This window comes from Pirellulales bacterium (assembly GCA_035656635.1).
GTDB lineage: Bacteria > Planctomycetota > Planctomycetia > Pirellulales > JADZDJ01 > DATJYL01.
In genome coordinates this window covers 1-25,018 of the sequence record DASRSD010000084.1, presented here as the reverse complement: position 1 = coordinate 25,018, position 25,018 = coordinate 1, and the positions used below count along the sequence as shown (strand labels likewise).

Here is a 25,018-nt window from a genome sequence, read left to right as displayed (position 1 = left end):
ATGGCGATTTCGAGCGAGATTGCCGCGGGCCAAAATTCTCTGATTTTCACGGGTCGTTGCAGGCATATGCCACAAAAGACGGCCAATTTTTGCCCGCTTTCTCCCTTTAACCTAGAGTCTTTCAGGATTGTTCCCGCACCTCCTTCATGAAGCCCTGAATACTCTTCGGCGGATTTGGGCGCGATCGGATAGACAAGCGGATGCAAAGATGACGAAAAAGAAACTCTCGCACGATGGCAACGTGGCCGCAATGGTTAGTCCTGGTCAGGAAACTGGCGGCGAATCCGCTCCGAAAACTGGTGATCGGCAACGATCATTGCCCGCCCTTTGCCAATCGTTGGAAAAATGCTTTGGCGCCAAATTCACACTGGTCGACGTTATCACCGGCGATTGTCAGGTCCGAGGCAATATGTTCCTCGCCGGCCAACTTCAGACCCAGCTTGAACTGTGTCGCGCCCTGGCGCATCGCGGCAAGGCGGAGTTCATCGCTGAGGAAGAACCCGTCGTCGTGCTGGCGATACCTTTGCTGGAAGACGAACCGACGCGCTATGTGGCGTTGGCCCCATTTCTTGTTCACCGGGCCGCGGAGCCGACGATCGTTCATGCGGTAACCACGCTGGGCGGGGATGCAAATGAATCAAAATTATGGGCAGTCCGACAACACATTTGGGATGCCGGGTGTTTGCTCAACTTGGCGGAACTAGCATCTTCTCACTGCGCAGCTGAATTTCGTGCTGGGCAAATGCAGCGCGAAATTTATGAAATTTCCTCGCATTTGGCGTCGGCATATGAGGAACTCAGCCTGTTGTATGGCCTAACGCAAAAGTTAAAGATTTCCGCATCGATCGAAGATTTGGGACAGAAGGCATTGGAATGGCTGGCAGAGGCTATTTCGGCGGAAGGATTTGTTTTGCAATTGCTGCCGGTTTCAGAATCCGAAGGGGAAATGACGGGCCCCAGTCAGCGCCAGTCAGCGTTTTTGCAGTTCGGCCACTGCGCGATCGATCGATTTCAGTTTTCGCGCCTTGTGGAACATCTGGGATTGAACGAACAGAAAAGCCTGCTGGTGATCAACGCCCATTCCCGGGGCCACAATTGGCCCTTGCCACACGTTCAGCAAGCGGTGATCGTTCCGCTGACAGAAGGCGAAAATTTGTTTGGTTGGTTAGCGGCTTTCAATCGCGAGGAGCATAGCGAATTTGGCACGTCCGAGGCTAGTTTGCTGTCCTCGGTCGCAGCCATCTTAGGCATTCACGCCGGCAACTTGGAGCTGTATCGGCAGCAAGCGGAGTTTTTGGCTGGCGTAGTGCGGGCGCTAACTTCCGCAATTGATGCTAAAGATCCTTACACATGCGGCCACAGCGATCGGGTAGCGCGCATTGCCATGGAATTGGCAAACGAAATAGGCTGCGGCCACAGGGAATTGGAAACGCTGTATCTCAGTGGATTATTGCACGACATCGGTAAAATTGGCATTGACGACCAAGTGCTGCGCAAACCTGGCAAGTTGACTCAGGGTGAATACGAACACATTAAGCTGCACGCAGAAATCGGTTATCGAATTCTCAAAGACCTTAAGCAGCTCGATCTAGTGCTGCCCGTGGTACGGCACCATCATGAGTCGTGGGATGGCAGTGGCTATCCCATGGGGCTTGCCCAGGAAGAAATTCCACTGTTTGCCCGGATCGTGGCGGTAGCCGATGCGTTCGATGCCATGTCGAGCGATCGACCGTATCGCAAAGGCATGCCGGACGAAAAGCTGGATGCCATTTTGCGCGAAGGCGCCGGCACGCAGTGGGACCCGGAAGTGATCGAAGCCTTCTTCGCCGTACGCGATAAAATCCGGCGAATTGAACACAGCGAATCGAAAACGGCGCCAGTGTCCGAGCTGGCCTTGATGACGTAGTTCTTGCTTTGCGCCGGCTGGCATGTATGTGATAATGCTGCTGTAAAGGCAGTATTGCCGCATTTGCAGGATTCAATTCATGGCCCGCGAAGAGGAAAGTCGCGAAGATTTACTGCGTGAAGCCACCGCATTGGTCGTCCGAGTTGAACTGGCTGCAGAAGGTTTCGACGAACCCATCGTGGCCGGCTTTCGTCGCGACGGGGCCGCTAGTTTTTTCTTCGGTCAGCAAACCGTCTATCAATTCAACGCCGCGGCCGAGCTGCGCCGCGGCTTTCTCGATGGCCAGTTATACAAAGCCGAATGCGGCAGGCTGGTCCAATTAACTCGCCACCGCACGCCGGAAACCGTCGAACTGTTGCGCCACGAACTAAACGAAGCAGAAACGGCGCAATTTCTTGCCGCTGCGCATGATCGATTGCTTAAGTTGGAGCTGAGTCTTTCGACCCATCGATTTCGCGTTGTCGGCCAAGTGCCGCCCCAGGAAGATATCACCGGCCGCGTTCGTGATTGGCTGACCAAGTTGCCGCCAAGGATTCCGCTGGCCAGCTCACCGCGGTTGAGCTGAGGCTGGGTTGGTATCGGACCTCTGGCGGAAAATCCACGGGATGTGGTACTTTGACGCACTCTAACTCCAAGGGACCAAAATGCCGCTTCCAGAATTTCTCGCAGAATTAGATCAACTTGGCGCAAACGGTACGGCGGCGTTTGCACAAGCGGTCGATGCGGCAGCTGTGGAAGCGGCACGAGTGGAGTTTTTGGGCGCCAAAAGCGGCCAGCTGAAAGCGGTGCAAAAAGGCTTGGGCAGCGTGGCCGGTCCAGACAAACCGGCGGCCGGAAAACGCTTCAATGAAGTGAAATTGCAATTGGAAGCGGCGCTAGCGGCGGCCCAGGAACGGCTTGCCTCAGGCACTGCCGCAGCGGCACAAGGTGGCGAGCTGTTCGACCCCACCCTGCCCGGCGGACGAGAATTCGAGAAAGGTCGCCACCCGCTGGTCGTGGGACATCTGCATCCGATAACCCAAACTATCGAGGAACTAAAAGACATTATGGGCCGGCTCGGGTTCACCGTCGCCGAGGGACCGGAAATTGAAGACGAATGGCACAATTTCGAGGCGCTGAACATCCCTGTCTCTCATCCGGCGCGCGACCCGTTGGAGAATTTTTATTTGGCCACAGCCAACGTGGGTAGTACCGGGCCGATGCTCCTCCGCAGCCAAACCAGCACGGTGCAAATTCGCATCATGGAAAAGCAGCCGCCGCCGGTGCGAATTATTTCGCTGGGGCGCGTGTATCGGCCCGACGATGCCGACGCGACGCATTATCCGATGTTTCATCAAATCGAAGGGTTGTTGATCGACCGCCACGCCACGATGGCGGATTTGAAAAGCGTGTTACGTCTATTCGCGGCCAGTTTTCTAGGACACGACGTGCACATTCGCTTCCGGCCTTCGTTCTTCCCGTTCACCGAGCCGAGCGTGGAAGTCGACATGGCTTGGGAAACCGTTGGCGGCAAAACACGTTATGTGGAAATGGGCGGGGCCGGCATGGTCGATCCGCACGTGCTGAAAGCAGTAGGTTACGATCCAGAAGAAGTCACGGGGTTTGCTTTCGGCCTGGGCGTAGAACGTGTCTGCGCACGGCGGCACGGTGTGGCCGATATTCGCGAATTTTATCGCAATGACGTGCGCTTTTTGCGGCAATTCTAAATTCGCCCCGATTCTGGCGATTCGCTCCTTTTGTCAAACAAAAAACTTGGCGAAGCATGTCGCAGCCCCAAGCTTAGAATTTTCAACGTCGATTTTCCACAGGCGGATTGCAAGCCGATGGGGGAGGCTGTTCAATTGGGTTTTACCTGCTTATGATGGAGAAAGAGGGGGTCGGGAAAGCGTTCCCAACCCTCGCTCAAAGTTCAGGACAGGTGATGAGAGAGTCTTCAGGGGCGCAAGGCATTCCTAAGGATTGTGTGACAGCCCGCGTAAAGGGCGTGGAATGCCTGAATTTTTTCAGCCAAATGCAATTTCGTGGCGAGTTGCGTTTGACGGTGAATTCACACGGGAGGATTTCATGAGTGTCAAAGTGTTGGTGGCAGACGATCACGAAGTTGTGCGTCGCGGTTTGGCCAGTTTGTTGAGCGGGACCGATATTAAAATTGTTGCCGAAGCCAAAAGCGGCGATGAGGCGGTCAAGCTTACCAAAAAGCACAAGCCCGATGTGGTTTTGTTGGACATTCGCATGCCCGATTCTGACGGATTGGAAGCGCTGGAGCGCATTCGGCGTGACCGTCCGGAACAACGGGTTGTCATGCTTTCGACTTACGACAACCCCACGTACGTGGCTCGGGCCGTGGCCCAGGGCGCCAGCGATTACGTTTTAAAAGGTTCCAGCAAAAGCGAATTGGTTTCCGCCATCAATTCGGCGGCCGCTGGCCAGCCAGCCACGCGAACCGGTGAATTGCGCCGTGTGCAAGCCACCATGGCAACACGCGAAAGCAGCAACGACGAGGATATTCCTTTAACTCAGCGCGAACTGCAAGTGCTACGGCATATTGCACTCGGGCTAAGCAACAAGGAAATCGGCCGTTCGTTAGGCATTAGCGTGGAAACAGTCAAGGAGCATGTGCAAAACATTCTGCGCAAAATTGCCGTGACCGATCGTACGCAAGCCGCAGTCTGGGCCGTGCGAAAGAGTTTGGTTTAGAAAAATTTAAACTGGCAATACTCCATCCGCGCGTCAAGGGCTATCTTGCGCGCGGATGTGCTTTTTCATATACTTTGCGCAAACTGGCGGTGCTTACGTGCGTGTAAATTTGCGTGGTCGCCAAGCTTTTGTGGCCAAGCAATTCTTGTACGCTGCGAATATCTGCACCACGGTCGAGCAAATGCGTGGCGAAGCTATGCCGCAGCGTGTGCGGGGTGGTGCGACGATCGAGCCCGGAGATTTTCAGATATTTCTCCAACAGCCGGCCCACGCTGCGTGTGGTCAGCCTTCGGCCAAATTTGTTGGTGAATATCGGCCGTCGAGGCTGACGAGTCAAAGTTGAATCGATTTTTCGCACTTTTACCCAGCGAGTAATCGCTTTCTCGGCAAATGATCCCAGTGGCGCCAATCGCTCTTTGCGTCCTTTGCCGCGGACCCGGACCACGCCAGCTGCCGTATCAAGGTCATCATCGTTGACTCCCACGAGTTCGCTTACTCGCAGTCCGGCAGAGTAAAGTGTTTCCAATATCGCGCGATCGCGCAGACCCATTGCTTGATTCGCCGGCGGTGTTTCGAGCAGCCGGGCTAAATCGTCGCTGGACAGAAAATGCGGTAAATCGCGCGGCTTACGCGGATTACGCAGCGGCTTGGCAGGGTTTGTGGTCGCCCAGCCTTCGCGCTGACCGAATCGAAAAAAACTGCGCATGGAAGCCAATCGGCGCGATATGGTTGTCTTCGCGAAATTCGACTCGTGCATGCTTGCCACGTAACCGCGCAAATCGAGCGTGGTGATTGCGGACGGATCAGGCGGCGCGCCGGTTTCGGTCAAATACGCCACCAAGCACTGCATATCTTCGCGGTAACTTTTGATCGTCAGCTCGGAAGCATTTCGCTCCACCCGCAAATACTGCAAGAAACGTTCGATCGCGATTTGCATAAGAGCAGCAGGCGGTAGGCGGCAGACAGTATCCAGTAAGCAGTGCGCTAAGCCGCAAGCGGATCGGAGACAAGGCGGATCGAATACCTGATCGGGTTGCTTACTCTTCGCGATCCACGTCGGTGGGCAAAGGCATTGCAAAGCGGCGCGAATGTTTTTGCGGAGCAGATGCAGCGGCAGCGCTTTGTCGAATTTTCTGGCTGAGCACAGCGGCATCGTACCAAGAGAAACTCAATTCAGGGTTCGAGGCGTAGCGGCCCAAGGTGCGGAGCGCTTCGGCACGACTGGCGTCGTCGAATAGAAAAATGTACCGTTCGTTTCCCTTGACCAGCGCCAATACGTTGATGTCGTGCGACACAGCCCGTTGCTCCCGGTTTCGATTTCTTGGCGTGCTTGCCTCGCAGGCATCCGATCCGTCGGCTGCTTGCTAGCGAGACACGGCCGCCATGGATGTTATCGGTCTCTCTCCCACCGATACACCACCTTGCTTTCGCCGGCGCCGCCCCGGGCGGTCAGCATTTCGGCGATGCTTTTGTAGCAGCAGAAGCGAATGAATTCATCGCTGCGTTGCAAGCTGCCCTGCCAGCCGTCCTTTCGGGCATCATCGCGAGAATAGGAGAAGTTTTCCAAGGCGCTGGTGAAGTCGGCGTCGTTGCCGGTATAGATTCGCGCCTGGCGCAAAACGGGCTCATTGCACGGAATATACGGTGGCCGTTGCGGCGATGGTGGTGGCGGCACAAAACCTCTCGGATCGGGCCAATCGGGCGGAAGTTCAGCTTCCCCGGGGCTATCCATCGCCGAAGCAGTCGTCACTTTGCTATCGACCGAAGTGTTGGAGTTTGCCGTCGTGGCAGTAGCCACAATGCCGCCAGTGCCTGCGACGCCGGTTACCCCGTTGGCGCCAACCGCTGTCGGCGCGTTGGGTCCGCCCGCTACCGCAATGTTCGAGCCATTTTGCTTGCTCTGCTGGCGGGTCACCCCATGCAGATCTTGCTTATTTCTATCAGGCGGCAGCAGCACCGCAGCCGGTGCGGCTGCGACCGCTGGCAAAATTAACGCTTCATGAGATTTATTTGCTTGCGATGGAACAGGCGTTAGATTCGGATCAGGCTGCGGCGTCTGTGTCGCTAGCTGAGCGCGGGCCAACGCCATTTCTGCTTCCAGCTTTAGCGGGGGCGGAATGTATTCTTCTTCTTTCGTGCCCCACGGTAACCCGTAGCCTGGCGGCACTGGATGAAAGCCTGCATTTGCTGCATACCATTCCACCTGCAATCCGCAGTGCGGCGGATAGTAGGGAGAGAAATCGGTCACGGCCCCAATTACCACGGCATCGACACCCAATATTTGGGCCAATTGTCGGGCTTGTTGCGGCCCGTTCAGTTGAATGTTGTTCGCTTGCATTGCCTTCTCAACGACACCCACGGGCACCACTTCAAACCCGGGAATCGATTGCAATGCAGCAAAATAATCGAGCCCGAACTGCCGCCCATCAACCGTTGGCTCGGTGCTCAAATTAAAGAAGGGGGCCACTGCCACCTTGGTGAGCTGGGGAAACGGATTATGAATTTGCGGTTGCTGCACTGCTTGCGGCAAAATTCCGCAGCCGCAAATCAGCACGAGCACGCCAATGGCAATCGCCAAACGAATCATGAGGCAACCGAACGCTGAGTGAAGTCGCCCCCCCTACCCCGGATCGGCACAAAACCGACGATCCGGCTGCGTCCGCGTTATCGGCAAAATCGTTCTGCTTTCTCGAACTTAAAACTTTGTTTCGGGCCGAATTTCCACTGACACGCTATCAAGACAGGTCTGTTAGGTCCGAAAAGCTATAAGGGAAAGTGACTGCGACAACAGAAACGGATACATATTCGGCAGAAAGTTCGGACCGGCCCGGAATCCCCAATCGAACTTTTGCACGTCGTCAGCGAAAGTGCTGGGCCACCTCCCGTTGCAAGTTTCGGTGTGCTAGCACACAATGGCGGTTTAATTGACGTTTTAGCCGCCAACATGCCCAATTTGAGAGCCCCCTAAGGACACACACATGTGGGTTCGCAAGCGGTTAGATATTCGATGGTCTGATTTAGGCAGTGCTCTGCGGGATTGTATCACGACCTGGAATCGGGCAGCAGCAGCTGACGATTTGGAAGATCTATGGTCGGCTGCTGGCGATGCTTTCGCCTGCCTTTCGGTTCGCACGGGCTTTGACCTGTGGCTGAAAGCTTTAGAACTTCCGCCCGGGAGCGAAGTACTTGTTTCGGCAATTACTATTCCCGACATGGTGCGGATTATCGAAGCCCACGGACTCGTGCCCATTCCGGTGGATGTTGATCCGGACGATTTATCTATAGATCGCGAGAGTTTGGAGCGGGCCATTACTTCTCGTACCCGTGCGATCCTCGTCGCGCACTTATTCGGCACGCGGCAGCCGCTGGAGCCGATTTTGGAGTTCGCGCAACTACACAGTTTGTTTGTCGCCGAGGATTGTGCGCAGGCGTTTTCCGGCCGGCATTACACCGGGCATCCTCAGGCCGATGTCAGCATGTTCAGCTTCGGTTCGATCAAAACTGCAACCGCTTTGGGCGGCGCGTTGCTGTGCGTGCGCGATGCGGAAGTATTGGCTCGGATGCAGAAGCTGCAAGCTGGTTATCCAATTCAATCGCGCGGCGGATTTGCCAAACGTGTATTCAAGTACAGCCTGATGAAGTTGATGTCGTACGGCGTTCCGTTTGCCGCTTTGGTGTGGAGCTTGCGTTTAATGAGACGGAATCCGGAACAATTTGTCACCAGCCTGACGCGCGGCTTTCCTGGCCCGAACTTGCTGACGCTCATTCGCCGGCAACCATCGGCGCCGCTGGTAGCGCTAATGCACCGTCGGATTGCCTTCTTCAACCGACGCAGCCTGGCTCGCCGCACGCAACGTGGCCAGCGCTTGTTATCGCTTTTGCCTGCATCGGTTCCCAGCCCAGGATCGCAGTCAAAAACCCACTGTTTTTGGGTGTTTCCCGTGCTGCATGACGATCCGTCCCGGTTAATTCGCCGGCTGTTTAATGCCGGCTTCGATGCTTCTCGTGCGCACAGCTTGTACGTTGTGTCCCCGCCGGCTGATCGTAGCGAACTGCGCGCGATCATGGCCGAGGCAATGCTGCCGTTGATTGTGAATTTGCCCTGCTATGGCGAAATGCCCGATTTCGAATTGCGGCATCTGGCCGAAGAGGTACGCGCCTCGGTCCGCCTACAAACTTGGAAAGCGCCACACGGTCAGACAAAATCGCGGAGCGACGTCACGCCGATTGGCTCACGACTCCAGAATGGTTCGCCGTAGCTTGTGCCGACGGCCCATCCCCAGTAAGCCGCTTGATCGCGAAGACGGTCGATAAATGTGGGCGCTTCTTGTACTCGGCCCGTGATGAACTGACTGGTGTAACATTCGATTGCCGCCCGCTTAGGTTCCCAGTACGGGCTGATGTCGATCACAAAATCGGGGGTTTGGGCCGCGCGCAAATGTACGCACCAATAATAAAATATTCGCGCTGGATGATGCGGCTCGCCCGCCATGTTGGTTTTGGTAAGCTTGGACCAGAAGCGCGCCGCCTCGACCAATTGCGTGGCCGCCACATGATCTGGGTGCGCATCGACCCAATACGGTGCAAATAGCCACTTGGGCTTTGTACGCCGAAACACTTCGGCCAATTTGCGCCGGGCTTCCAAGGTCGCTTCCAAGCTGCGATTAGGCAGGCCCAAATTCTCTCGCCAATCGGGCTTTAAAATTTCGTTAGCGGCAGCGGTTTCACGCGCCCGTAATTCCGGCGTGCCGTACGGCGTCGGCTCGCCGCTGGTTAAATCGAGAATGCCCACACGCAGCCCTTGATCTTTGAACCGCAAAAGCGAACCGCCCATGCCTAACTCGGCGTCATCAGGATGCGGGGCAATCACAAGTAAATCGAGCATAGAAATCCTGGCATGCGTAGTAAAACGTGAGCTATCTTCATCCTTGCTAAAGTGCCTTTTAACCGCAATTCCGCTGACAGAAATGGGCTGGACGAGATTATAGGATTTTGCGACAGTTCCGTCCTTTTCTTCAAGGTGTACTCATTAGGATATTCGTTCACCAACCCTTTTTTCTGTCTTTTCGGAGCGGGACATGTTGTCGGGTGCGGCTGGGCGATTGATTTCTGATCGGCGCTGGCGGCAATGGTTGTACGCCACTGCTGGAATAGCCGCCCTGTGCTTCTCCGGCTGCAGTGGTGTTAATTGGATGGGAGACGGCTTTCACGACGAGTTTGCACACTGGGGCGAAAATGCACGGCCTGCTGGCGAGCCGGGACAGTTAGCCGGCTTAAGTGAACAAGCCCAGGAAGTGGAACGTAACCTAGGCGTGCGCTAAGTTCGTGCTATATTTTGTTCAGTTTGTCTGCTGCTTGTCGGTTAACGGGTCTTCGATTACATTAAAAAATTCTTCCCCGATAGCTCAGCTGGTAGAGCAAGCGGCTGTTAACCGCTGGGTCGTAGGTTCGAGTCCTACTCGGGGAGTCTGGACAGTTGTACAGTTGTGTAACCCAACGCATTGCTCGGTAGTTTCGCAAAATGACGTTCCTTGTTGCTCGTCGTTATATGCCGTTACCGAGCCTTGCTGCGCCGGCGGGTGCGCTGTCGCTGCTCGTCGGAAATGTTCATCGGTCACCTGCAAGTAATGTTTCTTGGCAACCGCCTGTGAATTGCCCAGCCACGCGCAGACTACGTGGATGGGAAATGTTTCGGCGAGTTCAGTTTCCCGGGTGCTGCGCAGATTTTGAAAAATCTTCGGCCAGGTCTTCAACCCGGCCTTGGTGACAATCCTAGCAAACTGAGTTCGCAAATTCGAGTTTGCACCTCGGTGGTGGCGAATTAGGTAACCATCCCCGGCCGGCGCCTCGTCATACACCGCAGCTAGATACGGCCTGAGCTCTGGGAAAATTGGAATCATTCGCTCGCCTCTACCTTCGTGATGCTCTGTCTTCGGGCTAGGAACCCTCAAGCGGCCATTGGCAAGGTCTACATCGCTCAATCGCAACGCCAGGTGTTCAGAAGGGCAGCGAAGGCCACCGTAGCGGCTCAGCGCAAATAGTAGCTTCCATTCGGGGTTCGGGCAGGCCGCTAGGATTTTCTCCGCGTCGTCACTGCTGAGAAAGTATTCCCGAGCCTTGTTGGCCTTCACGTTGATGGCCTTCATTTCACCAAATGGGTTGTTGAGAATAATCCGCTGTTTGGCAGCCGCTTTAAAAAACTGTCGGGCACGCCCACACAGTCGCCGAACCGTGTTTTCGGCGAGCCGTTTTCGCATGGTCAGACGGAAAACCTCTGCGTCTCCCTCTGTCACGTCGGCCAAGGGACGTTCGGCCCCAAAATAGCCCACAAGGTCGCGACGGGCACGCTGCAGGTGCAATCTGGTGTTCGGCTTCACATCGATCCGTAATACAATGTAGGCATCAATGAATGGTCCTAGCCGGGTTTTTTCGATAGCGGTTCGGGCAGGAAATAATCCTTTGGCCGCCAGCTTGGCATGCAACGTGTCGTCCATGTTCCTGATCCAGTTGTAAACCTCATCGTCATGGCGCCGTTGAGCCCGCTTATCGTCGATAATAGCTTGGATTTTGGCTTGCAGCGCCTGAGCGGCCGCCATGCTGATCGAGCCAAGATACACCATCTGGCGCTTTTGCCCGGGCAGTGCAAAGAAAATGCGGCGGATCATCGTTCCGCTTTCTGTGGAGATTCCGGTTTTCGACATTTGGTCACCTTTCTAATTCTTCTTTTGTAAGTTTTGCAAGTTCAGCGATTAGGGAGTCCGCTTCGGTAATCAAAAACTCCTGCTCCCGTTCCAAATCAACGTGGTCAAAAAACCGTTGCTCGAATCGCTGTTCCAAGCGCTTCAATTTCTCCAGCTTTTCCGGGCTCGACGGCTCACCACGTGCAGCCTCTGCTAAGGCATCTAAATCAATCATGCGTTGTTCGAGCAGTTTTTCTTTGCGCTCTGCTTCTAAAAAACGTTGTTCAAATTCGAGTCTATCAATCATGTGATTCAGCAGCCTTTCGGTTTAGTATTTGCTCGTTGGTCCATTGCTCACCTCGAATTGTGTTGGTTTGAAAAACCCCGCCGCCACGGGCACGGCGGGGCCAGCTTGCGTCGCGCTTATTTCGCTCCGGTTTCCTCCGCTTCGCCGGCATACGCTGGCTTGGGAACTTTCAAGCAGAATCCGTTCAGCTCAGCCCACAGGGCCATTGATTTAAGCAGCTCCTCGGCGTCCTCTTTGGTGCAATATGGCTCCCGGCTGCGAGGGTCTATTTCATCTTTGTGATGCGCGATTGACTTTTCGGCCGCGGCCACGCGGAAGGCATTCGAAATACTCATCGGGCTGCCCTCCGTTTACGCGGTGAAGCTTTCGAGTAATACTCCTTCTCTTCCATTAGCTCTGCTTTCCGTTCCAACAGATCCTCAATCTGCCGGCGAATTGCGCGCAGCTCTTTTCCCTTGGCTAGAAGCCCAACCGGATCGTAAATGCGAATGCTCATCATCGTGCACCGCCTTCCGCGCTCCAGTCAAACAGACGGCGAAGCAGTTCTTGGCACAGATCCCTACGCCTATTTTTAAGCGCGTACCACAGGTATTGCCTCGGCAATCCAAGAGCGCGTTCAATCGATCTTGGGCCAACATTTAATTGTTTGAGGTAGCCGATTACCACTCGAAGCTGATCAATCTGAAATTCGCCAGTTGTAAATGCAGTTTTGACGGCCGGCGATAACGGCACTTTTCCGAGAGTGATCTCCAAATGCTGCCATTTCACAACCACTTCGGGACAGCCGAACAAACCGCGCAGTCGATTTGCTGCATGAAATGGGACTGCCTTTCTCCCGCAAAGCATTTCCCTCAGGAACTTGTGCCGGTAGCCCCACCAGGTCGCTAAGGTTGATTGCAGCACAAAGGCGGTTACCAGTACGTTGCTAAGCTGGCTATTTCTGGTCAATCCAATCATCATTTCGCACTCGTTCTCAGTCAGGCTGCTCCAGCGGCGGGTTAGGATGTTTGAAATTGCTTCTGTGATGGCGTCGTAACAAAGGCTGGCCGCGATGATTGTCGTTTTGACGGCGTGTCTGCCTTCCGGATCGTTTTCGGGAGTGACTAATTCCATCGGGCCATGACTATCGCTTATTCGTGGTTGCCGCTAGGATCGATGGGGCCACGTGAACGCTCGCGGATCGGACGGGTGTTTTCGATAATCTGCTCCAATAGGCGTTCCAGCCGGTCAAGCCCTCGAAGTTCCGTAGCTTCCCCCGACGTTGCGCGGCCGTCAGTTATAGCGGCGCGGAGCGTGCCGCGTTTTCTGTTCACAAGGTTCAGATAGGACTGATTGACATTACCACCGCCGCCTACGTGGAAGAAATCCATCAGGCCCGCGCCGGTTTCGATCAAATCGTTCCGTGTGCGCGCCAGCCAGGATTGCTTGTTGTGGATTTCCAGCCCGGCGTCGCGAACGCGAGCCCACGCGGCGGGTTCTGTGTTTTCAGCAAAGGAAGCTTCAGTTACCTGATCAACTGATCGCCCCATTGCGGCCGTTTGCTGCACTGCTGGCGCATCGAGCCGGCCGATAAAGGATTGAACGTCCTCCGGCCTCATCGCGTTTAGCTGGGCCAGATTCGAGCGATTGAGACCTGTAAGCTGGCTCGATGGGTTTAACAGGTCCGCTGCTGCGCCGGCGGTCTGTTCGGAAAAGTGAGCCGTCCCCAAAAACTTCGCAGCCTGGTCGGGATGATTGCGGATGAATTCCAGCCGCTCTTCTACTGATCCCAGGCCAGTGCCTTTCACCCGCCGCGTGACGCGCCCCTTGTCGTCAGTAATCGCAGTATCATGTGATGGCAAGAACTCGGCGAGCTTGGAACTCATCTCGATCGAGAGCTGGTCGGCTTTTTGCTGGCCCCTAAAACCGGCAAATCGCGGATCGCTACTGATTGCATCTGCTACGGCAGCCGAATCGCTGAACGAACCGCCGTCTTTTTTCATCTGCAGTATTGTGGGGATCAGTTTCTCTGCCGCGGCATCGAAGCCAACATTACTTTGCTTGCCAATGAGCTGCAGATAGGCCGCAGTGCCCATCGTGGTTAGCTTAGGGTTGTCCTCCATAAGTTGCCCCATGCCGCTGATGGCGCCGCTGAACGCGCCCGGCGATTCAGGAGCAAGCTGCGCAGCCATTCCGGCAATGTTGCCAACCTGGTCAGTGTTCAAGCGGCTGTGGTAAGGCCTCCCATGGATCTGGAAGAATGCAGACTTGCTCACTAGCGGGGCGAATGGCGAGTCAACATTGTTCATTTCAACCCGCAATTTAAATTCGATTTGGCATGACATACAGCGGGCGCGGCCGGAGCCGAACCAAGTGCCACTCGTAGGATGCTGCAAGACTTCAATGGCATTACAGCCGCAATTGGGGCAAAGCGTTTCGGAGTAATCGAATTCGTCGTCATCGTCATCATCAGGTTCGTTTCTGCGGGCCATCACTTAAACCGTTTTCCAAAAATGGTGACCGGCGGATGCAATCGCCGGTCACCAGCACGATTTCGCAGCAACCCGACAGCCGCGAATCGAAAGAACGCTCGTTAACCACCAGTCCCAAAGTAAAGCGGCCGGCCGTCGACCGGAGTCACCCCACAATCAAAAAACAGGTCAACGCCAATGCCCCACTCACCATCTTTCAGCAGGTAGGTTCGCATGGTCGGGCGAGAATTGCCGCCGAGATAATTCACAATAATCGAAGGACACGCAATCGACGGGGCCGCCAGCATCCAATATTCATCGTTGCCGGTAAGCATTCAGGGCACATTTCGAGGTGACTGACATTAAACCCTTGCGGTGGGCTGGCGCTCACCCACCGATCACCACGTCTTACCTTATTGCAGTACTGGCACACGCGAACAATTCGAAGATTTTCTTCCGCATCATAATTCGCATCGTCGCCACAAAGACTATCGTCTGTGAGAAAGGCATAGCGAGCGATTCGATTGATAAAAAGCCTTCCAAACACAGTTCGAACGGACCCAATACCTCGCTTTTGTGCCATGACCTTGAAAATGCGATCGGCCGCAACGCCTTGGCGGCCGCCTTCCCACAAATCGCCAAGGTGGCACTGATCCACGATCGTCAACAACTCTTCGGTCTCGTCGTCATTCAGAGCCTTTGACGCCTTTTGTTGGTCGGTCGCGTACGCAACGATGTCGCGAGCGCAATAAGTTCCGTTATCGTTGCGGGGAACGTCGGAGCGGTCGCGCAATTCCCTCGCAGAAATATCCAGCATCCAAGCGGCCTGGGACTGAGAGAGAGTTTTGAGTGGATCAATTTTTGTTTTCATGTCGGGGATCTTTCATCGTTAGGGGAGGGGGGACTGTGTACGGGCCAAAATCAAACCTGCACGCGTGCAAAAGTAGGGCACTCACCCTGGCGGTAGCCTTCGCGTGCCAAAGTGGCAGGAAGGACCCTGACATTTTTGGCAGTTCACCATCCAAAATTTGCTGGCGTTGAGTCACGCTGCTTCCTCGGCTGCTTTCTGAGCTTGCACATATCGATCGGGAACCCCTTTGAGGATTTGGAGCCAGTTTGCTCCAGCATCGTTGCAGCGCGGCTTCATCTTGGCGTTGTACGCCCTGAATGGGTTGCTCTTATTTTTTGTGTAGGCAATCGCATCAGTGTGCCAATCGGCTGGGATGATCCCTGCCTCTGCTAGAGCCACCGCCTTTACCAACAGTGAACGATCATTGGGCTGGAGCTTTCCGCCGTTCGGGCGCCAGCGTCGATATAGGACATCGCATTTCAAAAGTACTACCTTCCAGTCGAGCGTGTTCCAAGCGTACTCGGCGGACCGCGATGCCCAGTCTGCTGCTGCAGGCTTTTCTGAAAACGCGCCAGCGTCGGCGTTACCAGCGCCGGCGCCGGCGCTAGTAAGTTCCCTTTCCCGTTCCCATTCCCGTTCCCATTCCGCTTTGGAAAGATCGTGGCGCGTGGCCGACGCGTCAGGCACGTGTTGCTGTCGCGTTGAATTGCTGGACAGGTGCGCTGCAGATGGCGGCTCGGGAAGAGTGCTACTAGATTCTCTATTGTTGATCACCTGATGGCGCAGAAAGCCTGGCACCCATCCAAACTGCTTGCCATTGCACTCGTACCGCTCAACAAAGCCACGCGTGGTCAACGCGTCAAGCACGCGTGCGAAGTCTATATTGTCATATGGGAGCACCTGCGTCCCCAACGGAAGAGGGCGCCATTCAAAACGGCCTTCCCTGTCGCAGTGACAAAGTAACCCGATGAATGCCAGCCGGAGCGGCAGCGCTGATTCGCGTTCGGCAGCGAAGAGTTGCTCGTGTAGAAACAATTCCGGTTTGACTGTCCGAATCCGTGGACGGTTCATTTTGCACGTTCCTGCCCGATCGTGGCCGGCGTGCTTGAGAAATCGAAAATTGCTGTTAGAATGCTCATGTTGATTTTCGAACCCGATTCCGCAAACTTGGCAGTGCCGCGGGATCGGGTTTTTCGTTGGTTAGGCGCTTATCGTTTCCTCTTTTAACGGCGATTTTTCCCGCAACTGTTGAAGCCATCGCTCCACGTCTGCTCGGAGATAACGCAGCGCGGCTCCAATATGGATCGAAACCAGCGTCCCGCGTGGCGCGGTGTAGTTGTAAAGTGTCTTACGCGAAACACCTACCAAAACGCACACTTCATCGGGAGTCAGGGCTAATTTTTCCTCTGCCATGATGGTCTTTCCTTTAATTCTCAAAAACGAAAAAAAGCCCGGCGCTGCTTGCGACTTGTGTCGCGGGCAACACCGGGCTTTGTGCTCGGGGGTGGCGCCTTAAAATGGCGACTTTGAATTTTTCTGCAGCCGATGGGCTAATTCATTGATGGAACCCTGTTAATTTCAATAATGCGGAGCGAGTTTTGCGTTCCTGTAATTTTCTCAACTCGCAATGCTGCTCCGTTGAGACTCTCAACACCAATGATTGCGCCACGGGAACGATACATACCTAAAAATGTGAATCTGTGCGGCCCTTCTCCGTAAACTTTCGTGCCAGGTTTAACTTTAATCTTCAACACCGCGATTCCTTTCACGTGTATGCGTCGATGAACCGCAAACTAGAATAATGCGCTTTTCACTGCTGTCAATCCGAATATCAAAACTTTTTCGGAAAATCAACCGGCGCGCTAGCGCCGGATTTTAATTTAGCATTTCGGACCCACCCCAATGAGCGCCAATAGCTCTTGCCGCTGCCCTGCTGTCAGCGTTTGCCATCGGCTTCTTAAAGCGTCTGAAATATGGTCAAAGCTTTGTTCTGCGCCGGCCGGTGCGCAGTCGTTTTTCGAAGCTGAACCCTGTATAGCGGAATCTTGAGATAGTTCAGCTCCTACTCGGAGCTTACCGGTCTGTCGAACGCGATCAAGCGCAAGGGCAAGAGGCTGGTCAAGTACCTGCCGGTTATTCTCATCATTGCGCGCCTGAACGATCAACCCGATTTTTCTGTTCATTAAATAAATAATTCTGCAGCCGGGGTTTTAAGCAGTTTTTGAACACACGCTGTGTTCGGAAGCGGTTCTGCGTTGCGACGCCTGATCGTCGATCTTGATCTACTTCTCTTAACCGATAGTTGGCTGATATGCGATATTTCCGATCAAAGATAATATTCGTTTAAAATCGACTTGTCGAAAGCTCACCGATCCATTATGATTTTTTACGGCAAGGAGGGTGTGCTTGTGGCGAAGCGGTTCTTATTCTAGAGCCAACACGCGGTGAGCCGACCTTAGTATTCGGTCAGGCATCTGGCTACGGTTCCAATCACCGTATTGCTTGTAAATGTCCCGCGTAAAGAATCTGGCGCTAGTGAAGTTCTGTTGGAGCGCGCTTTTTGCGTCCGCCGTGTTGCTATGCGCTGCACCTAGCAGGGCCGCGATGGAAATCGAGGGATTGCAAAACGGTCTGACTTCGGCGATTGACTACGACCGCTTCGATAACGCTTCCGCTTTTATAGGAAACCCAGGTAATTGGCCGGCTGGCGCTCCGCCGGTCAATAATCCTTATCCTTGGACAGGAGTTGGCCGGGGCATAAACGGCGCTTGGGGCACCATGATTTCTCCCAGCTACATCGTCAGCGCCGATCATTTTGCCCCCAGCGGCACTGTGCGGTTTTATTATACGAACAATCCCAACGGTCCGTACGAAGACCGCACGATCGTAGCTTCCGAGTGGTTAGAAACCGCCGTGCCCGGCGACAGTAGTGATGTCTGGATCGCCAAACTCAATCAGCCGGTGAGCAGCAACGTTGCAATCTATCCTTTACTATCTCTTCCGAAATCTAGCGACTATTCCGGCTTAGGAATCGCAACATTCGGCTTGTCGGACGTTCCCAGCGGTGTCGATCCAGTCGCAGGCAACAGCACTTCGGTACGGTTGGGTCGCAATACGATTAACTGGGCAAGCACGACGGCGTATTCATCCGGAACAACGTTGTCCGACGGACCGTACGTGATGAACTATACGTACCAGAATCCAGGCGTGGGTGCCGACGAATCGTACCAAATCGCCGGCGATTCTGGCGCCCCCACGTTTTTTGAGTATGCAGGCTCTAAACCCGCGTTGTTGGGGGTTCATTGGTTCACCGATGTAAACTCGATGGGCATTCCGTACTCGGCTGATTCATTTTTACCTCCATACGCGAGCGACATCCAAACTGCAATGAATCAACTCGCCTCGCAAACTGGCACCGCGCCGGAGAGCGTGACTACGGTATCTCCGTTGATGGGCGATTTCAATCTCGATGGCAAAGTGAATCTCGCCGATTTAGCGGCCATGATGAATGCGGTCACCCATCTCAGCAGCTATAAAACGCTGCATGGCATGAATACCGCGTACTTGGATTACATTGGCGATATCAATCACGACGGCGCCGTCAACAACGAAGATTTGCAAGCGCTTTTGAATTGGTTCAAATCAGGCGGCGGCACATCATTAGGTGCGGTGCCAGAGCCCAACACGTTGGTGCTTTTCGCCATGGGAGCCGGGATGCTGGTGATCGTATTGCGGCGACGAAACCTCGGCGGCATTACGACATAGTCGCGGAAGGCTGATTGCTGTTGCACGACCGACAAACGTGCATTTCACACGCCGGCGCGACACTCCGCAGTAGGCAGACTGCAGCCATCTTTGTTGCGGCACGCCAGAGGATCCAAATCAGCAACCACGTCCGCATTAGGCCGGTTGTCTAAATCTGGAGAACGAATTACTCTCTTTGGTAATTCAACAAATGGGAAAGTGCTGTGGAAATGCCACAAGCAGCACCCCGGCGAAGAGATTATGGTTATTACAATGAGAAACGCCGTTTTGCGCATGAAAGCCCTCGAATAGAGGCGGGGATGGTAACCGGACTAGCCAAATGTGTAAATGGCAACTCGCAGCCACTTGTGTCGCAAATTCTCAAACCAGTATTGGCAATTTCAGCAACCATTGAGTGCGGATACTCATCATGAATTCAATTTATGGCACTATTTGTTTGGTCGTTTCGGTCTTATGCATCACGCATTTAGCCGTCGCCGAGGATGCAGACGCCAAATTAGAAAACTTTTTCAAACAGTATTTGACCGAGCGGTTTCAAATGCAGCCGCTGGAAGCGACCGATTTAGGAGATCACCGCTTTGATAATTTATTGGACGATGTGTCGAAGACGGCACGCGACCGCTGGCTGACCCATACCCGTCAGACCCTAGACGAATTGCCCAGGCAGATTGATTACAGCGCCTTGTCGCGCAATGGGCAGATCGATTTCGATATCTTCAAGCATCATTTGGAAGCCAGCCAATGGCGTGCTGAGAATCGACATCCATTTGAGGAAGACCCGCGAACCTATGTCGCTTACCTCAATGACAGCATATACCAATTGCTCACGCGATCCACGCAGCCCAAAGAAACCAACATTACTAATTGCCTGGCGCGAATGGAACAAATTCCGAAGGTCATCGCTGCTGCAAAGGAAAACTTAACGCATCCTCCCCAGGCGATATTAGAAACCGCCATCAAACAGAATCGCGGCACGATTGCCTTTTACGAAACCGATATTTTTGCTCTGGCTGGCCAAACCGCGCAGTTACAGGCTCTGAAAAAGTCGGCCTCCAATCTAGTGACGCTGTTGAAGGATTACCAGGCGTTTTTGGAAGGCGATTTAATGTCCCGGGCTACCGGCGAGTGGCGTCTGGGCAAAGAAAAGTTTTCCCGGCAATTGGAGTTGGAACTGGACGCTGGCATGACCGACAACCAGGTGTTCAGCGATGCACAGGCGGAATTCGATCGAGTGCGGCGCGACATGTATGTGGTGTCTCGTCAGCTTTGGAGTCAGTATTATCCCAAGCAAGCTCTGCCTCCGGACGATGCCCAAGGCTGCCTGGCGACCATCCGTTTGGTCAACAATGCCGTCAGCAAAGAACACGGCAAGCCGGAGGAACTGGTGCAGGATGCGCGCAATGCGGTCGAAAACATCAAGACTTTTATCCGCGAGAACAACATTCTCCACTTGCCTGAACCCGATCGTTGTCAGGTAATCGAAATGCCGGCGTTCCGCCGCGGCAACTCGCTAGCATATCTCGATTCGGCTGCGCCTTTGGATCCGTTGGCGGGTAGTTTTTACGCCATTAGTCCGCCCGATTGGGATTGGGACACCCACCGCGTGGAAACGTTTTTGCAGGAATACAATCCGTTTATGCTGCAAATTCTGACGATTCACGAAGGCTACCCAGGCCACTATGTGCAATTGGAATATGCCCATCGCACGCCATCGCTGATTCGCCGGGTGTTGCAATCGGGCGTGTATGTGGAAGGCTGGGCCGTGTACACGGAGCAAATGATGCTCGATCAAGGTTACGGCAACCGCGATTTGCGCTTGCGGCTAATGCAGTTGAAGTTTTATCTGCGCGCCGTGGCTAATGCCATTATCGCACACAACATGCACTGCACTGACATTGCCGATGAAGATGTGGTGAAATTCTTAATGGACGATGCATTTCAATCGGAAGCCGAAGCGCGAGCGAAAATCGTTCGGGTTAAGCAAAGCTCCACGCAACTTAGCACGTATTTCGTCGGTCGCACCGCCATGTATCGCTTGCGCCAACAACTGGAACGCGAATTGGGCGAGAAGTTCGATTTAGCCCGCTATCATGAAGCGGTAATTTCGACCGGTTCCGTGCCTGTGAAATATCTGCGCGAGCTGGTCCGAGCGCAGTTATTGCAATCGCATTAGTCCGCTTTAGGGCTGCTGCGCGGACGGCCAAAAAAAGGCTTGTGAATTAACTCATGCGAGCGGGTTTTTCGCCGATTGGCAGCAGGCCGGTTTTTTACCTTTCGTGGTAGGGCAAATCGCAAAAAATGCCGGCTGAAATTGCCTCCCTAGGCCTCGTCCCCTACCGGCTTGCAATTGAAAGTGAGGTGGTTAAAATCGCAGGAGGTTCCTGCAGTAGCGGGCTTCTTGCCGGTGTCAATTTGCTCGCCATGGCCGGGGGAGACGGTTCCGACCGTGAGGCATTTTTCCGGGAGCCTTTTTTCTGGATGGTGCGTATGGATGGAAGTGCAGACAACGAAGCTTGCTTCGGTTGTCCGTGCACGTCCGCTGGACAAGGATGGCGTCGTTGGTTTGCCATTGTTGTTACGCAATCTTGCCACGCAGCATGGTCACGTCGTTCCCTACTCTAATTGTTCAACCTGTTGTCACGAGGAAGGAAATTGAGTTATGCGTGTTTCTTTTGTCGGGATATTAAGCGTGGTTACCTTAGCCGCCGGCACCGCCATGGCCGTGGCCGAATCGCGCCAAACCGTGCCATTCAACAAAGAATGGAAATTCCAGTTGGGCGATCCTGCTGATGCCAGCAAGCCTGACTTCAGCGACTCCTCGTGGAAGGTTGTGACAGTGCCGCACGATTACTCGATCGAAGGCCCACCCGGAAAGGATCCCAGCAAAATGGAAGGGCCGTTCGATCCGAATTCGCCCGGTAGTTCTCACTACGACAATCGGCAGCAGAAAGTGGTTCAAGACGGGGGAGGTGGTTATCTCAACGCCGGGATTGGCTGGTATCGCAAAACGTTCACTCCGCCGGCCTCGGTCAAGGGAAATCGCGTGTCCATTGTGTTCGATGGCGTGTATATGAATTCCGACGTTTACTTGAACGGCAAATTGCTGGGAAACCATCCCTATGGGTACACGCCGTTTCAGTACGACATTACCGACGATCTGAAATTCGATGCCCCCAACACACTGGCCGTGCGCTGCAACGTGGAGCAACCGTGCTCGCGGTGGTATTCTGGAGCGGGCATTTTCCGCCCAGTGTATTTGGTGATTACCGATCCAGTGCATATTGCACCCTGGGGCACCTATATCGTTTCAGAAAAGGCCGGGGCGGATTCCAAAGATTTTACCGTCACAATAAAGACGACGGTCCGCAACGACTCCAATACAGAAAAGAAATGCAAAGTCTCTGCCAAGATTTTTGATTTGGGCGTTCGCAAGCCCGATCAGGAAAGCCGCGATTTCAACGCCCAGCCTTCGACCGAAGCGGTGGCACAAGCCACTTCGGAGGAGCAAAGCGTTCCCGCGCACAGCGAAGCCACACTGACGGCCAAGTGCAATGTGGCCAGTCCGCATTTATGGTCGGTCGATGCGCCGCATTTGTACCGTGCAGCGACCACGGTGTGGCAAGGCGACCAGGCGGTAGATTCCGTTACGGATCGCATTGGTTTCCGCACCATTGAGTTCACTGCGGAAAACGGTTTTCTGCTCAACGGCAAGCGGCTGCAAATTCAAGGCACCTGCAATCACCACGATTTAGGTGCGTTGGGTTCGGCCTTCAACACTCGGGCCATGGAGCGGGAATTGCAAATTTTGAAAGACATGGGCGACAACGCCCTGCGCACCTCGCACAACCCACCGGCCAAGGAATTTCTCGATCTGGCTGACGAGTTAGGCTTTGTAGTTATGGATGAAGCGTTCGACGAATGGAAGCACTCAAAAACCCACAATGGTTACGGTCGGTTTTTCGATAAGTGGTCGGAGCCCGATCTGGTGGCCATGATTCACCGCGATCAAAACCATCCCAGCATCGTGATGTGGTCGATCGGGAACGAAATTCCCGAACAGAGCGCTAGCAACGGCGGCGAAATGGCTAAGCGGCTCTCCGACATTGCCCACCGCGAAGACCCCACTCGGCCCACGGTTTCGGCCTGCAACCAGCCCAATCCGGCGGTCCGCACCGGCTTTGCCGACGCGCTGGATGTAATGGGCATCAACTACAACATCAACAATTACGATATTGACCACAAAAATGGCCGCAAGCTGATTGCTTCCGAAACCGCCTCGGCTCTTTCGACCCGCGGCGAGTACGGACTGTATTTGGGGGACGATGGCGAGGTGAAAATTAAGATTCGTCCAACCGATCAATGTACTTCGTACGACAAGGATCGGCCGCCCTGGGGACACACGGCTGAAACCAGTTTGCTGGCACTCAAGAATCATCCATGGATGGCCGGCGAGTTTGTGTGGACCGGGTTCGATTACATTGGCGAGCCCACGCCTTATCCGTGGCCAGCCCGGTCGAGTTACTTCGGCATTGTCGATTTAGCGGGCTTCCCCAAAGATCGCTACTACATTTATCAGGCCGCTTGGTCCGACAAGCCGATGGTGCATTTGCTGCCGCATTGGAATTGGGAGCAATTTGCCGGAAAAGAGATTCCGGTTTGGGCGTTTACCAACGGCGATTCGGTAGAGCTGTTCCTCAACGGTAAGTCGTTAGGCACAAAGGAAGCGAAAGATTTGGTTCAAACTCATTTTGAATGGAAAGTTCCGTTTGAACCGGGCACATTGAAGGCCGTGTCGAAAAAAGACGGCAAGGAATGGGCCACCGACACAGTCACCACCGCCGGCAAGCCAGCCAAGCTGGAACTGAAAGCCGACCGTTCGACCATTCACGCCGACAGTGACGACTTGAGCTTTGTAACGGCGCGGGTGCTGGACAAAGATGGCCACGTTTGTCCCGACGCCGACAATGCCATTACGTTCAAGCTCGAAGGGCCGGCCACCCTTGCCGGATTGGAAAATGGCGATCCCATCAATCATGAGCAGTTTCAAGGCGTCAATTCCCGCAAGGCGTTCCATGGCCTGGCTCTGGCGATTTTGCGTGCCCAAGAGGGCGCCGGCACAGCCAAGCTGATTGCCACCGCCGATGGCTTGGAACCTGGCTCCGTGACACTCACGCTAAAGCCAGAAGCGGGTAAATGACGGAGTTCGGCAGGATGCCACGTCCCGCAATCACCGAAAAACTTGCCCTTAAACGGCTGGTTGTGTAAACTAATTGGCGAATCCCCTTTAGCAGGTGGGCCGCACCCACGGCAGCGCTAATCGTCTTGGCGCTTACCGGGGCGAAAGAACGAATGGGGAGAACGCTGTGAAGGGCCACACTTCCACACACACTCTGCGCCCAGCCAACTACGTCCAGCGACGATCGTCGTGGGGTGGCCGGCTAGTACTACTTCGTTCGCTCGCCGCAATCTATGCGCTCGGCACAGCAATGTGTGCTGGGTTGCTTGCGCCGCGCATTTCTTGGGCCGATGAACCCGTAGCCGATGCTCAAGTTCAAGGCGGTCCGGAGGCACAAGCTAACGACACCCCCAAGGGAGACAAAAACAAAAACCGCCCCGAGAAGCAAGGCGACGCGGCCAAACCAGACGAGAACAAAAACCCTGATGACAAATCGGCCGGCGATGAAAAAGACAAATCAAAAGATAAAAAATCTGACGAATCCCAACCGGTGAAGCGCCCGGACAAGCCGACGAAAGATCCCGACCCGTCAGAGCTCAAATCTTTGCCGGATTCGCAGGGCATGGTTTCTTTCAGCTTTCGCGGCCAGCCGTGGCAAGCGGTTTTGGAATGGCTGGCAGATATTTCACACATGAGCCTCGATTGGCAAGAGGTTCCCAGTGGATACCTCGATCTGGCCACCCGCCGCAAATACACAGTCGACGAAGCTCGCGATTTAATCAATTCGATATTATTGTCCAAGGGCTATACGCTTTTGCGCAACGGCGAAGTGCTCATCGTTGCGAATTTAAAGCACCTGGATGTCAGCCTTGTGCCCGTGGTATTGCCATCGGAACTCGATAAGCGCGGCACATTTGAATTAGTGCGCACCTTCTTCAATTTAGATCGCCTGCAGGCCGAGCCGCTGGTCGAAGAATTAAAACCGCTGCTCAGCCCCGTGGGAAAAGAACACATTAGCGCGCTGAAGACCACCAATCGCTTGGACGTTGTTGATACCGCTGGCACGCTGCGGCGCGTCCGCGAAGTTGTCGGCGCTGAACAAGGCGAAAGCGGCAAAGAACACCAGCTTAGGGAATTTCCGTTGCACAACGCCCGGGCTGATGACGTGCTGGTCACGCTGAAACAAT

Annotated in this window: 24 protein-coding genes and 1 tRNA gene; 12 read left to right on the top strand and 13 right to left on the bottom strand. The window is 54.4% G+C overall.

Annotation, left to right across the window (positions count from 1 at the left end; genetic code table 11):
* The first annotated feature begins 208 nt into the window (after positions 1 to 208).
* The 4 genes from VFE46_07915 to VFE46_07900 all read left to right on the top strand — a co-directional run bounded on the left by VFE46_07915 (position 209) and on the right by VFE46_07900 (position 4,603).
* Positions 209 to 1,906: an HD domain-containing phosphohydrolase gene (locus tag VFE46_07915; protein HZZ27918.1), complete on the top strand. Its 1,698-nt coding sequence runs from the start codon at positions 209 to 211 to the stop codon at positions 1,904 to 1,906.
* Positions 1,907 to 1,985: 79 nt separating this feature from the next.
* Positions 1,986 to 2,471: a hypothetical protein gene (locus VFE46_07910; GenBank protein HZZ27917.1), complete on the top strand. Its 486-nt coding sequence runs from the start codon at positions 1,986 to 1,988 to the stop codon at positions 2,469 to 2,471.
* Positions 2,472 to 2,550: 79 nt separating this feature from the next.
* Positions 2,551 to 3,612, top strand: coding sequence for a phenylalanine--tRNA ligase subunit alpha (gene pheS, locus VFE46_07905; protein HZZ27916.1), 1,062 nt, complete (start codon positions 2,551 to 2,553; stop codon positions 3,610 to 3,612).
* A 358-nt stretch (positions 3,613 to 3,970) separates the two neighbouring features.
* Positions 3,971 to 4,603 carry a response regulator transcription factor gene (locus tag VFE46_07900; protein HZZ27915.1) on the top strand — a complete coding sequence of 211 codons (633 nt, stop codon included), beginning with the start codon at positions 3,971 to 3,973 and terminating at the stop codon, positions 4,601 to 4,603.
* A gap of 40 nt (positions 4,604 to 4,643) precedes the next feature.
* Here the strand turns inward: VFE46_07900 and xerC are convergent, their stop codons facing one another.
* The 3 genes from xerC to VFE46_07885 all read right to left on the bottom strand — a co-directional run bounded on the left by xerC (position 4,644) and on the right by VFE46_07885 (position 7,190).
* Positions 4,644 to 5,540: a tyrosine recombinase XerC gene (gene xerC, locus VFE46_07895; protein ID HZZ27914.1), complete on the bottom strand. Its 897-nt coding sequence runs from the start codon at positions 5,538 to 5,540 to the stop codon at positions 4,644 to 4,646.
* A gap of 100 nt (positions 5,541 to 5,640) precedes the next feature.
* Entirely contained in the window at positions 5,641 to 5,898 is a 258-nt protein-coding gene (locus tag VFE46_07890; GenBank protein ID HZZ27913.1) for a hypothetical protein, read from the bottom strand.
* A gap of 95 nt (positions 5,899 to 5,993) precedes the next feature.
* Positions 5,994 to 7,190: a hypothetical protein gene (locus tag VFE46_07885; protein HZZ27912.1), complete on the bottom strand. Its 1,197-nt coding sequence runs from the start codon at positions 7,188 to 7,190 to the stop codon at positions 5,994 to 5,996.
* A gap of 391 nt (positions 7,191 to 7,581) precedes the next feature.
* On the opposite strand from VFE46_07885, the gene VFE46_07880 reads away from it, so the two are divergent.
* On the top strand, positions 7,582 to 8,862 hold the full coding sequence (locus VFE46_07880; GenBank protein ID HZZ27911.1) for an aminotransferase class V-fold PLP-dependent enzyme: 1,281 nt from the start codon (positions 7,582 to 7,584) through the stop codon (positions 8,860 to 8,862).
* On the opposite strand, the gene bshB1 is transcribed toward VFE46_07880, so the two are convergent.
* Complete coding sequence (gene bshB1, locus VFE46_07875; protein HZZ27910.1) at positions 8,799 to 9,488, bottom strand: bacillithiol biosynthesis deacetylase BshB1; 690 nt, start codon at positions 9,486 to 9,488, stop codon at positions 8,799 to 8,801. The two genes, VFE46_07880 and bshB1, sit on opposite strands and share 64 nt — an antisense overlap.
* Positions 9,489 to 9,681: 193 nt before the next feature.
* Between bshB1 and VFE46_07870 the strand changes: the two genes are divergently transcribed.
* The 3 genes from VFE46_07870 to VFE46_07860 all read left to right on the top strand — a co-directional run bounded on the left by VFE46_07870 (position 9,682) and on the right by VFE46_07860 (position 11,334).
* On the top strand, positions 9,682 to 9,924 hold the full coding sequence (locus VFE46_07870; GenBank protein HZZ27909.1) for a hypothetical protein: 243 nt from the start codon (positions 9,682 to 9,684) through the stop codon (positions 9,922 to 9,924).
* 73 nt (positions 9,925 to 9,997) lie between these two features.
* Positions 9,998 to 10,070 (top strand) — tRNA-Asn (locus tag VFE46_07865).
* Positions 10,071 to 11,079: 1,009 nt separating this feature from the next.
* Positions 11,080 to 11,334 (top strand): hypothetical protein, encoded by a 255-nt coding sequence (locus VFE46_07860; GenBank protein HZZ27908.1) that lies wholly within the window; start codon positions 11,080 to 11,082, stop codon positions 11,332 to 11,334.
* On the opposite strand, the gene VFE46_07855 is transcribed toward VFE46_07860, so the two are convergent.
* The 9 genes from VFE46_07855 to VFE46_07815 form a co-directional block, all read right to left on the bottom strand.
* Positions 11,309 to 11,590, bottom strand: coding sequence for a hypothetical protein (locus VFE46_07855; GenBank protein HZZ27907.1), 282 nt, complete (start codon positions 11,588 to 11,590; stop codon positions 11,309 to 11,311). The genes VFE46_07860 and VFE46_07855 overlap by 26 nt on opposite strands.
* Positions 11,591 to 11,706: 116 nt before the next feature.
* Complete coding sequence (locus VFE46_07850; protein ID HZZ27906.1) at positions 11,707 to 11,925, bottom strand: hypothetical protein; 219 nt, start codon at positions 11,923 to 11,925, stop codon at positions 11,707 to 11,709.
* Complete coding sequence (locus VFE46_07845) at positions 11,922 to 12,089, bottom strand: hypothetical protein (GenBank protein ID HZZ27905.1); 168 nt, start codon at positions 12,087 to 12,089, stop codon at positions 11,922 to 11,924. Before VFE46_07845 ends, VFE46_07850 begins: the two co-directional genes overlap by 4 nt.
* Positions 12,086 to 12,703, bottom strand: a complete 618-nt coding sequence (locus tag VFE46_07840) for a hypothetical protein (protein ID HZZ27904.1) — start codon at positions 12,701 to 12,703, stop codon at positions 12,086 to 12,088. Before VFE46_07840 ends, VFE46_07845 begins: the two co-directional genes overlap by 4 nt.
* 17 nt (positions 12,704 to 12,720) lie before the next feature.
* Positions 12,721 to 14,061 carry a hypothetical protein gene (locus tag VFE46_07835; GenBank protein HZZ27903.1) on the bottom strand — a complete coding sequence of 447 codons (1,341 nt, stop codon included), beginning with the start codon at positions 14,059 to 14,061 and terminating at the stop codon, positions 12,721 to 12,723.
* A gap of 244 nt (positions 14,062 to 14,305) precedes the next feature.
* A complete protein-coding gene (locus tag VFE46_07830; protein HZZ27902.1) occupies positions 14,306 to 14,911 on the bottom strand; it encodes a hypothetical protein in 606 nt (201 codons plus the stop codon).
* Positions 14,912 to 15,082: 171 nt separating this feature from the next.
* Positions 15,083 to 15,961, bottom strand: coding sequence for a hypothetical protein (locus VFE46_07825; GenBank protein ID HZZ27901.1), 879 nt, complete (start codon positions 15,959 to 15,961; stop codon positions 15,083 to 15,085).
* A 129-nt stretch (positions 15,962 to 16,090) separates the two neighbouring features.
* The gene (locus VFE46_07820; GenBank protein ID HZZ27900.1) at positions 16,091 to 16,303 is read right to left on the bottom strand and encodes a helix-turn-helix domain-containing protein; all 213 of its coding nucleotides are present in this window, start codon (positions 16,301 to 16,303) and stop codon (positions 16,091 to 16,093) included.
* A 137-nt stretch (positions 16,304 to 16,440) separates the two neighbouring features.
* Complete coding sequence (locus VFE46_07815) at positions 16,441 to 16,641, bottom strand: hypothetical protein (protein HZZ27899.1); 201 nt, start codon at positions 16,639 to 16,641, stop codon at positions 16,441 to 16,443.
* A gap of 853 nt (positions 16,642 to 17,494) precedes the next feature.
* On the opposite strand from VFE46_07815, the gene VFE46_07810 reads away from it, so the two are divergent.
* From VFE46_07810 to VFE46_07795, 4 genes are all read left to right on the top strand, one after another.
* Positions 17,495 to 18,655 carry a PEP-CTERM sorting domain-containing protein gene (locus tag VFE46_07810; protein ID HZZ27898.1) on the top strand — a complete coding sequence of 387 codons (1,161 nt, stop codon included), beginning with the start codon at positions 17,495 to 17,497 and terminating at the stop codon, positions 18,653 to 18,655.
* 409 nt (positions 18,656 to 19,064) lie between these two features.
* Positions 19,065 to 20,828, top strand: coding sequence for a DUF885 domain-containing protein (locus VFE46_07805; protein ID HZZ27897.1), 1,764 nt, complete (start codon positions 19,065 to 19,067; stop codon positions 20,826 to 20,828).
* 486 nt (positions 20,829 to 21,314) lie between these two features.
* Positions 21,315 to 23,852 carry a glycoside hydrolase family 2 TIM barrel-domain containing protein gene (locus VFE46_07800; protein ID HZZ27896.1) on the top strand — a complete coding sequence of 846 codons (2,538 nt, stop codon included), beginning with the start codon at positions 21,315 to 21,317 and terminating at the stop codon, positions 23,850 to 23,852.
* A 166-nt stretch (positions 23,853 to 24,018) separates the two neighbouring features.
* Positions 24,019 to 25,018, top strand: a 1,000-nt coding sequence (locus VFE46_07795) for a hypothetical protein (GenBank protein ID HZZ27895.1), incomplete at its 3' end; no start/stop codon positions are given.